Annotated in this window: 14 protein-coding genes; 6 read left to right on the top strand and 8 right to left on the bottom strand. The window is 72.7% G+C overall.

The features are described from left to right. Window positions 1-17 precede the first annotated feature (17 nt). Both AC21LY_RS18445 and msrB read left to right on the top strand, forming a co-directional pair. Window positions 18-1,277 (top strand): glycosyltransferase family 87 protein, encoded by a 1,260-nt coding sequence (locus AC21LY_RS18445; protein ID WP_489048016.1) that lies wholly within the window; start codon window positions 18-20, stop codon window positions 1,275-1,277. 9 nt (window positions 1,278-1,286) lie between these two features. Next, window positions 1,287-1,718 (top strand): peptide-methionine (R)-S-oxide reductase MsrB, encoded by a 432-nt coding sequence (gene msrB, locus AC21LY_RS18440; RefSeq protein ID WP_489048015.1) that lies wholly within the window; start codon window positions 1,287-1,289, stop codon window positions 1,716-1,718. A gap of 123 nt (window positions 1,719-1,841) precedes the next feature. Here the strand turns inward: msrB and hemQ are convergent, their stop codons facing one another. From hemQ to hemE, 3 genes are read right to left on the bottom strand one after another with little or no spacing between them, the layout of a single operon-like run. Then, on the bottom strand, window positions 1,842-2,543 hold the full coding sequence (hemQ, locus tag AC21LY_RS18435; RefSeq protein ID WP_489048014.1) for a hydrogen peroxide-dependent heme synthase: 702 nt from the start codon (window positions 2,541-2,543) through the stop codon (window positions 1,842-1,844). 33 nt (window positions 2,544-2,576) lie between these two features. Further along, window positions 2,577-3,851 carry a protoporphyrinogen oxidase gene (gene hemG / locus AC21LY_RS18430; RefSeq protein ID WP_489048013.1) on the bottom strand — a complete coding sequence of 425 codons (1,275 nt, stop codon included), beginning with the start codon at window positions 3,849-3,851 and terminating at the stop codon, window positions 2,577-2,579. Further along, window positions 3,848-4,921, bottom strand: coding sequence for a uroporphyrinogen decarboxylase (gene hemE, locus AC21LY_RS18425; protein WP_489048012.1), 1,074 nt, complete (start codon window positions 4,919-4,921; stop codon window positions 3,848-3,850). The genes hemG and hemE overlap by 4 nt, the downstream gene beginning before the upstream one ends. 95 nt (window positions 4,922-5,016) lie before the next feature. On the opposite strand from hemE, the gene AC21LY_RS18420 reads away from it, so the two are divergent. The 3 genes from AC21LY_RS18420 to surE all read left to right on the top strand — a co-directional run bounded on the left by AC21LY_RS18420 (window position 5,017) and on the right by surE (window position 8,087). Beyond that, the gene (locus tag AC21LY_RS18420) at window positions 5,017-5,634 is read left to right on the top strand and encodes a DUF3000 domain-containing protein (RefSeq protein WP_489048011.1); all 618 of its coding nucleotides are present in this window, start codon (window positions 5,017-5,019) and stop codon (window positions 5,632-5,634) included. 8 nt (window positions 5,635-5,642) lie between these two features. Further along, complete coding sequence (locus tag AC21LY_RS18415; RefSeq protein WP_489048010.1) at window positions 5,643-6,857, top strand: HRDC domain-containing protein; 1,215 nt, start codon at window positions 5,643-5,645, stop codon at window positions 6,855-6,857. Between the two features lie 156 nt (window positions 6,858-7,013). Continuing rightward, on the top strand, window positions 7,014-8,087 hold the full coding sequence (surE, locus tag AC21LY_RS18410; RefSeq protein ID WP_489048009.1) for a 5'/3'-nucleotidase SurE: 1,074 nt from the start codon (window positions 7,014-7,016) through the stop codon (window positions 8,085-8,087). 3 nt (window positions 8,088-8,090) lie between these two features. Here the strand turns inward: surE and dxs are convergent, their stop codons facing one another. The 3 genes from dxs to AC21LY_RS18395 are packed head-to-tail and all read right to left on the bottom strand — an operon-like array spanning window position 8,091 to window position 11,958. After that, window positions 8,091-10,037 carry a 1-deoxy-D-xylulose-5-phosphate synthase gene (dxs, locus tag AC21LY_RS18405; RefSeq protein WP_489048008.1) on the bottom strand — a complete coding sequence of 649 codons (1,947 nt, stop codon included), beginning with the start codon at window positions 10,035-10,037 and terminating at the stop codon, window positions 8,091-8,093. Between the two features lie 39 nt (window positions 10,038-10,076). Next, window positions 10,077-11,291 (bottom strand): class I SAM-dependent RNA methyltransferase, encoded by a 1,215-nt coding sequence (locus AC21LY_RS18400; RefSeq protein WP_489048007.1) that lies wholly within the window; start codon window positions 11,289-11,291, stop codon window positions 10,077-10,079. Continuing rightward, a complete protein-coding gene (locus AC21LY_RS18395; RefSeq protein ID WP_489048006.1) occupies window positions 11,278-11,958 on the bottom strand; it encodes a DUF3159 domain-containing protein in 681 nt (226 codons plus the stop codon). The genes AC21LY_RS18400 and AC21LY_RS18395 overlap by 14 nt, the downstream gene beginning before the upstream one ends. A gap of 87 nt (window positions 11,959-12,045) precedes the next feature. On the opposite strand from AC21LY_RS18395, the gene AC21LY_RS18390 reads away from it, so the two are divergent. Further along, window positions 12,046-12,744, top strand: coding sequence for an alpha/beta fold hydrolase (locus AC21LY_RS18390; RefSeq protein ID WP_489048005.1), 699 nt, complete (start codon window positions 12,046-12,048; stop codon window positions 12,742-12,744). Here the strand turns inward: AC21LY_RS18390 and AC21LY_RS18385 are convergent. Continuing rightward, window positions 12,728-13,549: a DUF3710 domain-containing protein gene (locus AC21LY_RS18385; protein WP_489048004.1), complete on the bottom strand. Its 822-nt coding sequence runs from the start codon at window positions 13,547-13,549 to the stop codon at window positions 12,728-12,730. The genes AC21LY_RS18390 and AC21LY_RS18385 overlap by 17 nt on opposite strands. 43 nt (window positions 13,550-13,592) lie before the next feature. Then, the gene (gene dut / locus AC21LY_RS18380; RefSeq protein WP_489048003.1) at window positions 13,593-14,054 is read right to left on the bottom strand and encodes a dUTP diphosphatase; all 462 of its coding nucleotides are present in this window, start codon (window positions 14,052-14,054) and stop codon (window positions 13,593-13,595) included. Between the last annotated feature and the right edge of the window lie 22 nt (window positions 14,055-14,076).

Here is a 14,076-nt window from a genome sequence, read left to right as displayed (position 1 = left end):
TAGGTACGGTTCTAGCCGTGTCGTCAGTCACTCTCGCCCGGATGAAGTCCGACCCGGCCCTCGTGGTCAAGGCCATCCTGTGGCCGCTCGCCCTGCTCACGCTGCTGCAACGGCTGATCGTCCTGGTCCCGAACGGGAACAAGACCGACGACTTCACCACCGTCTACGCCGCCGCGGTGCGCTTCCTGCGCCACCAGCCCGTGTACACCGAGAACTACGACACGGTGGACCCGCACTACCTGTACCCGCCGTCGGGCACGCTGCTCATGGCGCCCTTCGGGTACTTCGATCCGGAGAAGGCGCGGTACATCTTCGTCGGACTCAGCGCCGTCGCGCTGCTCGCCGCGCTGTACGTGCTGCTCCGGATGTTCGGCTACGGCCTGAACTCGGTGGTCGCGCCGGTGGTCCTGTTCTTCGCGGTCACCACCGAGGCCGTGACCAGCACCCTGGTGTACACGAACTTCAACTGCTTCGTGCTGCTCGCCGAGGTGGTCGCGATGGCGCTGCTGCTCCAGCGCAAGGACCTGTGGGCGGGGATACCGCTGGGGCTGTCCTTCGCGGTCAAGCCGCTGCTCGCCGTGATGCTGCTGCTGATCGTCGTGAACCGGCAGTGGAAGGCGCTGATCGGGGCGGTCGGCATCCCCGTCGTGCTGATGGGCGCGGGCATGCTGCTCTCCGCGGACCGCACCGAGTTCTTCCACAAGACGCTGCCCTACCTGAGCGGTGCGCGGGACTACTACAACAGCTCGATCGCCGGCAACGCGCAGTACTTCGGCCTCCCGACGTGGCTCGACCTGTTCCTGCGCGCCGCCGTGGTGGTCATGGCGGCCGTGACCCTGTGGCTGCTGTGGAAGTACTACCGCCGGAGCAACGAGCTGCTGTGGCTGGCGACCTCCACCGGGACCCTGCTGGTCACGTCGTGGCTGGTCGGCTCGCTGGGGCAGGGGTACTACTCGATGCTGCTCTTCCCGATGCTGATGACGATCGTCTTCCGCAGCTCGGTACTGGGCAACTGGCCCTCGTGGGTCGCCGTCTACGGCTTCCTCAGCTACGACTTCTGGCTCTCCGGGAAATGGCCGGCGTTCGGGCGGTCGCTGGCGTACCTCAAGTGCACGCTCGGCTGGTCGCTGCTGATCATCGTGCCGTTCTGCGTGCTGCTCTTCCGCTACCTGGACGCGAAGGCGGAGAACCGGCTCGATGAGGGCATCGACCGGCCGCTCGCCCCGGAGGAGGAGCCCGGGAAGCACGAGCTGGCACCATCCGCCGCGCGCGGTTAGCGTGGAGGCATGAGCGAGGCGAGTTCTCCCCGGCCCAAGCTGCAATTGAGCGATTCGGAGTGGCGCCAGCGCCTCACCGCGCCGGAGTTCCGCGTCCTGCGTCAGGCGGGGACCGAGGCGCCGTTCACCGGCGAGTACACCGACACGAAGACCTCCGGGGTCTACCGGTGCCGCGCGTGCGGCGAGGAGTTGTTCCGCTCGGACGCCAAGTTCGACTCGCACTGCGGTTGGCCGTCGTTCTTCTCACCGCTCGCGGGCGACAAGATCATCGAGCGGGTGGACACCTCTCTCGGCATGCGCCGGGTGGAGGTGCTCTGCGCCCACTGCGGCAGCCACCTCGGCCACGTCTTCGAGGGCGAGGGCTACGACACCCCCACCGACCTCCGCTACTGCATCAACAGCATCTCCATGCGCCTGGAACCTGATAACGACGCTTCCTGACTTACGTGACCGAGCGGTGGTGGGGCGGCCCCCGCGAGCGATTCTGCAGCGTGCGAGCCGTTAGGCGAGCGCGCGAAGCCTAGTGAGCGGGGGCCGCCCCACCACCGCTCCCCCGGCCACCGATCACGGCAGCGCCGTGATCAGCTCGCGCACCCCCACGCGGGGCCCCGAGAAGAACGGCGTCTCCTCGCGGGTGTGCCGCCGCGCGTCGGTCGCCCGCAGGTCGCGCATCAGGTCGACGATGCGGTGCATCTCCGGCGCCTCGAAGGCCAGCAGCCACTCGTAGTCGCCGAGCGCGAAGGCGGGCACGGTGTTCGCCCGGACGTCCGGGTAGCCGCGCGCGGCCCGGCCGTGGTCGGCCAGCATCGTGCGGCGCTCGTCATCGGGAAGGAGGTACCACTCGAGGCTGCGCACGAAGGGGTACACGCAGATGTACGCGCCCGGGTCCTCCCCCGCGAGGAAGGCCGGGATGTGGCTCTTGTTGAACTCCGCGGGGCGGTGCAGAGCGGAATTCGACCACACCGGGCGGCTCGCGCGGCCCAGCGCCGTGCTGCGCCGGAAGTCGTTGTACGCGGCCTGCAGGTCCTCGAGCTTTTCCGCGTGCCACCAGATCATGAAGTCGGCGTCGGCGCGCATCCCGGCGATGTTGTAGACGCCGCGCACCACCAGGTCGCCCTCCTGGACCGACGCGAGGAAGGCCTCGGCCTCGGCGGCCGCCGCGGACCGCTGCTCATCGTCGCCCAGCGCCCCCGGCGTGATCGAGAACACCGAGAACATGAGGTATCGGACTGTCGAATTGAGCTGCGCGTAATCCAGTTTGGCCATGTCGTCGATCGTAGTCCCGCGCGCGGGCCCGGCTCAGGACAGGTCCGCCAGCACCTGCCGCGTCGCGGCCTCCGCGCGGGCGATGCACGCCGGGACGCCGACACCGTCGAAATAGGCGCCCGCCAGGGCCAACCCCTTCGGGGTGGCCGCCTCGATCGCCTCGAGCCTCGTCCGATGCCCCGGCAGGTACACGGGAATGCCCTCGTACCAGCGCTGCACGTGCGTGGCGATCGGCGCGACGGTGATCCCGAGCACGCTGGCGAGGTCCTCCCGGGCCGCCGCGATGAGGCCCGAGTCCACGTCGTCGACGATCCTGCTCACCCCGAGCCGGCCGAAGGACAGCCGTACGGTTCCGTCCGGCAGATGGTTCCACTTGCGGCCGGAGAGGGTGAGCGCCTTCGCGCAGACCTGCTCGCGGCTCGCCATCAGAACACCCGAGAGCGCGGGCAGTTCGACGTCCTCCGGCAGCCGCAGTGTCACCAATGCCGAACTGGCCGCCGGGATCGCGCCCACGGCGTCGCCGAGCTCGGGCAGGCTGAGCCCGACGATCCGCCCCACCTGCGGCGCCGGGACCGCCAGCACGACCGCGTCGAAGGTCGAACCGCGCAGGCTCCAGCCGGGCCGGCCCTCGCGTACCTCGGGCACCGGGGCGCCGAGCACGACGCGGTCGCCGAGACGCTCCATCAGGGCGTCGAGCAACTGCTGGTAACCGCCGCGGAAGGCCCCGAAGACCGGCGTCTCGACCGGCTCGCCCAGGGCATCGCGCACGGCCTCGCCGAGCGACGGCGCGCCCTCGTCCAGCCGGGCCGCCAGCGCGGGCAGGGCCGCACGGACGGAGACATCGTCGGCGTGGGCGGCGAAGACACCGGCCACCATCGGGTCCACGCTCCGCTCGACCACCTCGTCACCGAGCCGCGAGCGGACCAGCGCGCCGATCGACGTGTCCCCTCCCGGGGGCCAGCGCAGCGGGATCCGGACCTCGTCCGCGTCACCGGGGACGCCCATCAGCGTGCGGCCGAAACCGCCGCGGAGGGCACCGTCGGCGAACAGTGCCGGGCGCCGCCCCGCGGGCTCGACCAGCTGGTCGGCGAGACCCAGCTCAGCCGCGAGGTCGAGCACCTCGGGACGACGCCGGACGAAGGCCTCCGCGCCCACGTCGAGGCGGTCCCCGCCGATCGTCTCCGAGCGCAGCTTGCCACCCACGCGGTTGCCCGATTCGAAGACCGTCACCCGTACGCCGGCCTGCTGCAGGCGCAGCGCCGCAACCAGACCCGAGATGCCCGCCCCGACGACGGCGACGTTGCTCACAGTGCGTGCACCAGGTCGACGACACGGGTGAGCACGTCGGGGTCGGTGGACGGGAGCACGCCGTGGCCGAGGTTGAAGACGTGGCCAGTCGCTCCCGCGGCCAGCGCCCGATCGGCATCGGAGACGACGCGCCGGACCTGCTCGTCGACGGTGCCCGCGTCGGCCATCAGCGCGGCCGGATCCAGGTTGCCCTGCAACGCCTTCCCAGGGCCGACCCGGCCGGCTGCGACATCGAGCGGGACCCGCCAGTCGACCCCGACGACGTCGGCACCCGCCTCACCCATGGCCCCGAGCAGTTCGCCGGTGCCGACGCCGAAGTGGAAGGCGGGCAGGTCCGGCGCGCTCTCGCGCAGCGCGGCGAAGACCCGCGCCGAATGGGGCTGGACGTACTCGCGGTAGTCGGCGAGGGAGAGCGCCCCCGCCCAGGAGTCGAAGAGCTGGAAGGCCTGCGCCCCCGCGTCGGCCTGTACGCGCAGGAAGGTGATGGCGATGTCGGCGAGCGCGTCGAGAAGGGCGTGCCAGGTGTCGGTCTCGGAGTACATCAGCGCCTTGGTGCGCTCATGGTTGCGGCTCGGCCCGCCCTCCACGAGGTACGAGGCGAGCGTGAACGGGGCACCGGAGAAGCCGATCAGCGCGACGCCGGAGGGCAGTTCGCCGCGCAGCATCCGGACCGCCTCCGCGATCGGCGCGACCTGGGCCGCGTCCAGCTGCGGCATCGCCGCGACCGCGGCGGCGTCCCGGATCGGCCGCTCGATCACGGGCCCGACGCCGCTGACGATGTCGAGGTCGATCCCCGCCGCCTTGAGCGGAACGACGATGTCGGAGAACAGGATCGCGGCGTCGGTCCGGTGCCGGCGCACCGGCTGCAGGGTGATCTCGCAGACCAGATCGGGCCGGAAACACGACTGCAGCATGCCCACGCCCTCGCGCACCTTGCGGTACTCGGGGAGGGACCGTCCCGCCTGCCGCATGAACCACACCGGGCGGTGGGAGGGCGTGCGCCCCGCGGCCGCATCGAGAAGCGGATACGCCGTCGTGCCGGCCGTCGTCGATCGATCCTCGTTACTCATCGTCAACGATCATGTCATGGCCGCCGGGTCGGCGGACCGGGACCTGCGGCGCGCCTCCGCCGGGACGGCGACCACAGGGGCTACGGTCACGGTTTGTGAGCCAACCAGGAACGGGTGACGAGACGGTGGGCGGTGCCGGAGCGCGCGGCGCCGAGCCGGAGTCCTTCCGTGTCGCCGTCGAGTCCCTGCACGCGGCGACGGTCCGCCCCGAGATCGAGATCGGCAGCATCCGCCCGCCGCAGCGTCTCGCGCCCTACAGCTACGCCCTCGGCGCCGAGGTCCGGGCTCCCGAGACCGACGTGGTGCCCGAGCATTCCGACGGGGAGACCTTCGGCCGCCTGATCCTGCTCCACGATCCGCACGGCCACGAGGCGTGGAACGGGCTCATGCGACTCGTCGCCTACGTGCAGTCCGAGGTCGACGAATCACTGGCGTCCGATCCCCTGCTGCCCGAGGTCGCGTGGAGCTGGCTGACCGATGCGCTCGCCGACCGCGGCCAGGAGGTGACGGCGCTCGGCGGCACCGTCACCGCGACCTCGTCGGTCCGCTACGGCGACATCGCCGGTCCCCCACGCGCGCACCAGCTGGAGCTGCGCGCCTCGTGGACGCCCCTCGGCGCGGACCTCTCAGGCCACGTCGAGGCCTTCTGCGCCGTCCTGGAGACCGCCGCCGGACTTCCGCCGGCCGGGATCACCCGGCTCGGCCCGGCCTAGGAGCCGCCGTGGGCAAGGCCGCCTCGGAACCGGTTCCCGGGATCCCGCTCACCGAACCCTCCGCGGGCGTCCCGGAACCGTTGACCACGGCCCGGGAGTTCGCCGACTGCGCCGCCGCGCTACGCGGGGGATCCGGCCCGATCGCCGTGGACACCGAGCGCGCATCGGGATTCACCTATTCCTCGCGCGCCTACCTGATCCAGCTCAAGCGCACCGGCTCGGGACTGTTCCTGCTCGACCCGATCCACGAGCCGGAGGGCCTCGCGCCCGTGATCGCCGCGATGCGCGGCGTCGAGTGGGTGCTGCACGCCGCGGACCAGGACCTGCCGTGCCTGCGCGACGACGGCTTCGAGTGCGACGAGCTCTTCGACACCGAGCTGGCGGGCCGCCTGCTGGGGGCACCGCGGGTGAACCTCGCGGCGATGACCTCCGAGTACACGGGGTACGCGCTCGCGAAGGGCCACGGCGCGGCCGATTGGAGCACCCGTCCCCTGCCGCACGAGTGGCTCAACTACGCCGCCCTCGACGTGGAAGTGCTGGTGGACCTGCGCGACGAGGCCTACGAGCGCCTGGAGGACGCGGGCAAGCTCGAGTGGGCGCTCGAGGAGTTCGAGTACGAGCGGACCCGGCCCGATCCCGCGCCCAAACCGGATCCGTGGCGCCGGCTCTCCGGACTGAGCACCCTGCGCAACCGCCGGCAGCTCGCCCGCGCGCGGGAGCTGTGGCTGGCCCGCGACGAGATGGCCGAGCAGCGCAACGTGGCCCCCGGCCGCACGCTTCCGGACGCCGCGATCGTCAACGCCGCGGCGCACAACCCCACGACCGAGGCGGAACTCACGGCGTTGCCCGTCTTCGGCGGCCCGCGGATGCGCCGGTCGGCGAAGCGGTGGCTCGGCGCGATCAAGCGGGCCAACGCGCTGCCCGACGGCCAGTTGCCCCCGCTGCACGGGCCGCGCGGCGGCGTGCCCGCGAACAACCGCTGGGCCAAGTCGAATCCTGAAGCGGCGGAGCGCCTCGCGAAGGTTCGCGCCGCACTGGCGGAGATCTCCGACGAGGTGGCCGTCCCGGTCGAGAACCTGCTGCCCACGGACGCCGTCCGGCAGCTGTGCTGGGAGGGCACGGCCACCGGGGTCGTCGCGGTCGACGATGCCCTGGCCGCGTCGGGCGCCCGGGAGTGGCAGCGTCGCCTGACGGTGGCCGCCGTCGCCGCGGCACTGACCTGACCTCCTCCCGGCGCCCAGAAGTTACCGATCGGTTCCGCCCACGGTCGGCGATTTGCCGGGCTACGGTCCAGAGACGCCACTAAGCAAGCGCATAGTCACTCCCGTGTCTCTGGAGTGCTGTCGCGCGCTGTCCGGCGCCCACCAGAGAGGATCCCCATGCTCACGAAGTCATTGCGTGTCGCGGTTGCGATGTGCGCCGTCGCCCTCGCCGCCGCCGGATGCGGTTCGGCCTCGGACTCGCCGTCCGCCGGCTCCGCCACCCCGAGCTCCGGCGCGGCGGCGACGCCCACGTCCGTCTCCGGGATGAAGGTCCTGATGTTCAACGACGACTCGGTGCAGGCGGTGAAGCCGAACGGCAGCGACGGGCTCGGTATGTACCGCATGCGGCAGGCGCTGTGCAAAGCCGGCGCGGACGTCGTGGTGGTGGGTCCCTGGACCGTGCAGAGCGGGCAGGGCAGCCGGATCACGCTGACCGGCGAGGCCACGGTCCAGGCCGTCACTCCGCCGCCCGGTTTCGAGGCGGACTGCGGCAGCGCCCCCGCGGCGGGCAAGGTCTTCGGCGTGTGCACCGCAGCGGCCCCGTGCGTGGCTCCCGAGGGGACCACTCCGGGCTCGCCGAGTGCGTCCCCCACGGACGCCGCGACCATCGCGCTGACCAAGTTCATCCCGGACAACTTCTGGAAGGACGGCCCGGACCTGGTGGTCTCGGGCATCAACTACGGCCAGAACGACGCCGCCACGGCGGTGAGCTCGGGCACCCTGAACGCCGCCCTGACCGCGCACCGGAACGGCAAGCCGGCCATCGCGGTCAGCGAGGAGCTCACGACCGGCTGCCTGACCGCGGGCACGGACTGCCCGGAGTACACGCGCGCCGCCGACTTCACGGTGCAGCTGATCAACGGGCTCGCTGCGAAGACGATGCTCACGCCGGAGCTGTTCCTCAACGTGAACTACCCCCACCTGGCGCCGGGCGAGCAGCCGAAGGCGCCGACGCTCGGCGTCCTCGGCGAATGCTCCGGGCTCAACTTCGGGCCGACGGGCACCGTCGGGCGCGACGGCGGCACCTACAAGCTGACCGTGCTCCCGCCGTGCACGAACACCACCAAGAACGCCGACGCGGTGGCCCTCGCCGACAAGCACATCTCGGTGGTCGCACTCGACGGCGACTGGACCGCCACCACCCCGAAGGACAAGGGCAAGCTCGAAGGCGTTCTCCAGCAGGTGAAGTAGCGGCTACAACCCCGCCGCGTTCCGCCCGGACACCGGCTCCTGGGCGACCGCGGCGGGGGCGCACGCCGTGACCCAGCCGGTGATCCGGAAGGCGATCTCCGACGGGGTGAGGCCGAGATCGGTGAGGATCTGCCCGCGGGAGGCGTGGTCGAGGAAGGCCTGCTCGATGCCGAGGACGCGCGCGGGCACGTCGACCTCGGCGCGCTGCAACGCGGCCGTGACCGCCGCTCCGACGCCGCCGACGACGCCGTTGTCCTCCAGGGTGACCACCAGGTGGTGCGCGCGGGCGAGATCGACGATCGACTGCGGCACCGGCAGCACCCAGCGCGGATCGACCACGGTCGCGGAGATCCCCTGATCGCGCAGGCGCGCAGCCACGTCGACGGCGATGTGGGCGAAGGGCCCGACGCCGACGATCAGCACGTCGGACCCGGCCGGGCCGCCCGCGGCGCCGGTCTCGGCGAGGACGTCGGCACCGTCGGGCAGGCGGCGCACGGCCTCGAGATCGGCGGGCACCGCGCCCTTGGGGTAGCGGACGAGCGTGGGCGCGTCGGCCACGTCGAGCGCCTCGGCGAACTCCTCGCGCAGCCGGGCGGCGTCCCGCGGCACCGCGACGCGCAGGCCGGGGACGATCGCGGCGAGCGAGAGATCCCACATGCCGTGATGGCTGGCACCGTCGGGGCCGGTCACGCCGGAGCGGTCCAGCACGACGGTGACGCCCTGCTTCAGCAGCGCGACGTCCATGAGCAGTTGGTCGAAGGCGCGGTTGAGGAACGTGGCGTACAGCGCGACCACGGGGTGCATGCCGCCCAGGGCGAGGCCGGCCGCGGAGGTCAGGGCGTGCTGTTCGGCGATCCCCACGTCGTACATGCGGTCGGGGAACTTGCGGCCGAAGTCGGCGACGCCCGTCGGCTCGGCCATCGCGCCGGTGATGGCCACCACGTCGTCGCGCCGCTCGCCGTGCGCGAGAAGCTCCTCCGCGAAGACGGAGGTCCAGTCGCGGGTGCCGCCGGCACCGCCGACCGGCAGGCCGGTCGCCGGGTCGATCACGCCGATCCCGTGCATCTGGTCGGCCTCGTGGTTCTCGGCGTGCTCGTAGCCGTTGCCCTTGCGGGTGAGCGCGTGCACGACGACCGGCCCGCCGAAGTCCTTCGCGCGGCGGAGCGCGGCCTCGAGGGCCGCCTCGTCGTGCCCGTCGATGGGGCCGACGTACTTGAGGCCGAGGTCCGCGAACAGGGCCTGCGGGCTGACCATGTCCTTGAGGCCGGTCTTCATGCCGTGCAGCACGGAGTAGGCGGGCTCCCCCACGACCGGGACGCTGCGCAGCCTGCGGCGCGCCTCGCCGAGGAGCCGCTCGTACTCCGGCTGCGTGCGCAGCCCCGACAGATGGGTCGCGAGGCCGCCGATCGTCGGCGCGTAGGAGCGACCGTTGTCGTTGACGACGATGACGACGGGCCGGTCCGACGCCGCGATGTTGTTGAGCGCCTCCCAGCACATGCCGCCGGTGAGCGCACCGTCACCGACCACGGCGACGACGGTGCGCCGCTGGCCCTTGAGGGCGAAGGCCTTCGCCAGGCCGTCGGCGTAGCTCAGCGCGGCCGAGGCGTGCGAGGACTCCACCCAGTCGTGCTCGGACTCGGCGCGGCAGGGGTATCCGGACAGGCCACCGGCCTGGCGCAGGGTATCGAAGCCGTCGCGACGGCCCGTGAGGATCTTGTGCACGTACGCCTGGTGGCCCGTGTCGAAGAGCACCGGATCGGTCGGCGAGTCGAAGACGCGGTGGATCGCCATCGTCAGTTCGACGACGCCCAGGTTCGGGCCGAGATGCCCACCGGTCGCCGAGACCTTCTCCACCAGGAAGTCGCGGATCTCCCCCGCCAGCTCCGTCAGCTGGTCTTGACCCAGCCGACGCAGGTCGCGCGGGGATTCGATGGTGCGCAGCAGGTTCATATCCCTCGTGTCTACTCCGTGAGAGGTGCTCTGGCCACCTTACCGGCCGCGCCGTTCCTCGCGCCCGGGCACCAGCACGGCCAGGGCCTCCAGGTGGTGCGTGCCGGGAAAGGCGTCGTAGGCGCCCAGGTCCGCGACCCGGTAGCCGTTGTCGCAGGCCGCGCCCAGGTCGCGGGCGAAGGCCGCGGGGTCGCAGCCCACGTGCACGATCGCCCGGGGCCGGGCCGCCGTGATCGCGGCCATGACCGCCGCCCCGGCACCGGTGCGGGGCGGGTCGAGTACCGCGACGGCCGGCGCGGGCAGGCCCTTCAGCCGGCCGGCGACGTCGCCGCGGTGGAAGGAGACGGGCCCGTCCGCGAAGGTCTGCTTCCCCGCCGCGATCGCGCCGCCGGAGGTCTCGACCACGTCGACCGCGAAGCCCTGGTCGACCAGCGCACCGGCGAGGACGCCCGCGCCGCCGTACAGGTCCCAGGCACGCCCCGGGTCACCGCCGTACCGGCCGGCGTACGCACCGACCCGTTCGGCGTAGCGCGCCGCCGCGTCGCGGTGGGCCTGCCAGAAGCCCCCGACGGGAATCCGCCAGGACCGCGCGCCCACCCGGTACTCGGCGAGCGCGTCGCCGGCGAGGACCTGCGCGGGGCGGCCGCGTCGCGCCGGGACGGCCGCGTGGGCGGCGCCCGTGTCGTCGAGGACCAGCGCGACCTCGGTGCCGGCCTCGGCGCGCAGTCCGGCGCCGAGCTCCGTGAGGGTGTCGGGCAGTTGCGCGCAGGGCGCCACGACCACGGCGTCGCTGCGGTGCGCGTGCTGGCCCAGCCGGCCGGCACCGTCGGCGACGAGGCGCGCGCGGTGCCGCCACCCGGTGACGGGGCCGTCCGAGAGCGGTCGCACGCTCGTCGCCCAGCCGGGCCCGAGGAGGTCGGGGGCGAAGCCGCCCACGCGCTGCAGCTGATCGCGCAGCACCGAGGCCTTGAGCTCGCGCTGGTAGGCGGGCGCGGCGAAGGTCAGGTCGCAGCAGCCCGCGCCGGCCGCCGCGGCGGCGCACGCCTCGGGCACGCGGTGCGGCGAGGCGTCCAGCACCTCGACGGTGCTCGCGCGGGCGTAGGACTTCTTCACCTCGGTAATCCGGGCACGCACCCGCTCGTCCGGCAGGGCGCCGCGTACGAAGACCGCCCGGCCCTCGTGCCGGGCGATGACGAAGCCGCCGTGACCCGGTGCGCCGCAGGTCAGTTCCAGGACGTCGTCAACCGCGAGCATGCGTGAGCCTCCGCGCGACGAGGAAGGTCACCAGCAGCCCCACCGCGAACATCGGCCACCCCATGAGGATGCGGGCGAGGCCGAGCCCGCCCACGTTGTCCGTGGCGTAGAGGGAGAACTGGACTCCGAACCGCACGGCGAACATCGCCGTCCACAGCGCGGTTAACCAGGTGAAGGCGCGGAACTGGCGACGATCGGCCCGCCAGTCCCCTGCCGTCGGGTCCGTGTCCGCGGGGCGTTCGCGCTCGTTGAAGAAGTGCCACAGCACACCGACGAGCGGCCGGCCGATCAGGATCGACACGGCGAAGGCGACGGCGAACACCGCCTGCATGACGATGCCGTAGAGGAAGTAGCCCTTGCCGTTGCCCCCGACGACGATCGCGATCACCACGCAGATCGCCACACCGAAGAAGCCGGAGATCGCGGGCTGGATCGAGCTGCGCGTGGCGAGCCGGATCACGGCCACGAGCGCCGCCACCGCCAGTGCGGCGATCGCGCCGCCGGTGAGCCCCCACGCGGCGTTGGCGGGCACGAAGGCCACGACCGGAAGCGCCGAGTACACCATGCCCTGCCAGCCGCCCATCTGCTCGAGCACCTGATCCTTGATCGAGGGCTCGGGGGCGTCGTGCGCCGCCGTCTCCGGCTCCTGCTCAGCACCGTCCGTCACACGGTCACCCTACTGGCCCGCGGCGCGGGTCCCGCCCGGCGCCGGTGCCGCGGAGGCGCCGGGTCGACGCCCTGGCATGCTCGGGCCATGCAGTTCCCCGCGCACACCACCGCCGTCCTACTGCCGGGCTCGGGTTCGGACGCCGACTTCGTCGTGCGCGCGTTCGCGCCGCTCACCGCGCTGTGCGCGCGCACGATCGCCGTCGACGCGGCGCCGCCGTCCGTGGTCTCGGGGTACCGCACGGCGCTCGACGCCGCGGCCGCCGACGGTCCGCTGCTGGTATGCGGCGTCTCCCTGGGATCCGCCGTGGCGGCGAACTGGGCCGCGGAGCACCCCGAGGCGGACGCCGTCCTGGTGCTCGCCCTGCCGCCGTGGTGCGGCGCGGCCGGACCGGACGTGCCCGCGGCGATGTCGGCACGGCTCACGGCCGACACCGTCGACGAGGTCGGCGCGACCGAGGCGATCGCGCGGATGCGCGCCGGCAGCCCGCCGTGGCTGGCACGGGAACTGAGCAGGTCGTGGGCGGCGCACGGCGGCTTCCTGGCCGCCGCGCTGCGCGAGGCCGCGGGGTACGCGGCACCGACTGAGGAGGTGCTGCGCGGGCTCTCCGCGCGCACCGTCGTCGTCGGCGCCGAGGGCGACCTGATCCACCCCGTCGCGACCGCCCGGGCGTGGGGCGCCGCGATCCCCGGCGCCGCGACGGTCGTCGTGAACCTGGCGGACCTGGGGCCCGACCCGGCCGTGCTGGGCCGGGCCGGGCTGGACGGGTTTACTGCTGGTTGTTGAGCCGGGTCAGGGCGGAGCCCTGGGTCAGCCGGTCCTGGTTGCTCTGCCGCAGGGCGGCGGGGCCGCTCGCGGCGGCGCGCTGCGCGACCTGCGCGGCGATCGCCGCGGCGGCCTGCGCCTGCTGGGCCTGCTGAGCGGCCATCGCCTCCTGCAGCTGCTGCACCAGCTCGGCGGGCAGCTCGATCTCGAGGTGGTCACGCGCCGGCCGCGGATCGGTGCCGCGCCGGATCACGGTCTCGGCGAGCATCGCCCGCGCCAGCTGCGCGGCCTGCTCCGCCGCCTCCGCCGGCGCGGCCACGACGAACCGGACCATCCACCGCGGCCCGTCGACGCCGATGAACCGCAGCACCCCGTCGGGCTGGACTCCGACGACCTCGCGCCCCCAGTGACCGTCCTCGATGCTGACCTGTGCCCCGTTCTCGCGGAGCGAGTCGGCCAGCTCGGTGACGACCTCGCGCCACTGCCCGCCCGACTTGGGGGCGGCGAAGACGCCGGGCGTGATCCGGCCGACCGGGGTGTCGAGGTGCACGCCCACCGGCACGCCCTCGGGGCTCATCTCCACCTGCAGCTGGGCCTCCGGCGGCATGGCCAGGATGATCGAGCCCAGGTCGAGACGGCCGTCGTCGAGCCCCTCGGCGCTCTCCAGTGCGTTCAGGTCGTACGGGCCGGCGCCCGTGCCGAGCTCCTGGAGCTCCTCCTCGTCCGCGGGCGCGGGCACCGTGTGGTGCTCGGGCTGGCCGATCGTGGCGTAGGGGTCGACGCTCGAGGTGCTGCGGTGCTTGGACTTGCGGCGGCCGAGGGCCATGGGGCTGTGCTCCTAGATGCTGGGTGACTCTTCGAATAAGGGGTCAGTACGAGGATTCGAGGCTGGCGTGCCCGCCCGACGAGCCGTACCCGCCGGTGCCGCGGACGGTCTCGTCGAGGAACGAGACCTCCTTGAACTCGGGCAGTTCCACGCGCTGGACGAGCAGCTGCGCGATCCGGTCGCCGCGCTTGATCTCGACGGCGTTCTCCCGGTCGGTATTGAGCAGGCAGACCTTGATCTCGCCGCGGTACCCGGCATCGATGGTGCCCGGCGTGTTGACCACGGTCAGACCGTGTTTGGCGGCGAGGCCGGAGCGCGGGTGGATCAGGCCGACGGTGCCGTGCGGCAGCGCCAGCGCGACGCCGGTGGCGACGAGCGTGCGCGCACCGGGCTCGATCCTGACGTCGACGGTGGAGTAGAGATCCACGCCCGCGTCGCCGGGGTGTGCGCGCTTGGGGAGTGGGAGGCCCTCGTCGAGCCGCAGTAGGGGTATCTGGCTCACCATGGCATGCAGACTACGCTTAGAG

This window comes from Tsukamurella sp. II2bb (genome assembly GCF_057815145.1).
Note: the sequence above shows the minus strand (reverse complement) of the source record. Positions and strands in the feature narration are given on the sequence as shown.

Bases quoted from the DNA above. Each gene is read 5' to 3' on its own strand.
- surE (WP_489048009.1), top strand. From the start codon at position 7,014: ATGCTCACGAAGTCATTGCGTGTCGCGGTTGCGATGTGCGCCGTCGCC.
- hemQ (WP_489048014.1), bottom strand. From the start codon at position 2,543: ATGGCCAAACTGGATTACGCGCAGCTCAATTCGACAGTCCGATACCTC.
- dut (WP_489048003.1), bottom strand. From the start codon at position 14,054: ATGGTGAGCCAGATACCCCTACTGCGGCTCGACGAGGGCCTCCCACTC.
- dxs (WP_489048008.1), bottom strand. From the start codon at position 10,037: ATGAACCTGCTGCGCACCATCGAATCCCCGCGCGACCTGCGTCGGCTG.
- AC21LY_RS18400 (WP_489048007.1), bottom strand. From the start codon at position 11,291: ATGCTCGCGGTTGACGACGTCCTGGAACTGACCTGCGGCGCACCGGGT.
- msrB (WP_489048015.1), top strand. From the start codon at position 1,287: ATGAGCGAGGCGAGTTCTCCCCGGCCCAAGCTGCAATTGAGCGATTCG.
- hemE (WP_489048012.1), bottom strand. From the start codon at position 4,921: ATGAGTAACGAGGATCGATCGACGACGGCCGGCACGACGGCGTATCCG.
- AC21LY_RS18390 (WP_489048005.1), top strand. From the start codon at position 12,046: ATGCAGTTCCCCGCGCACACCACCGCCGTCCTACTGCCGGGCTCGGGT.
- AC21LY_RS18385 (WP_489048004.1), bottom strand. From the start codon at position 13,549: ATGGCCCTCGGCCGCCGCAAGTCCAAGCACCGCAGCACCTCGAGCGTC.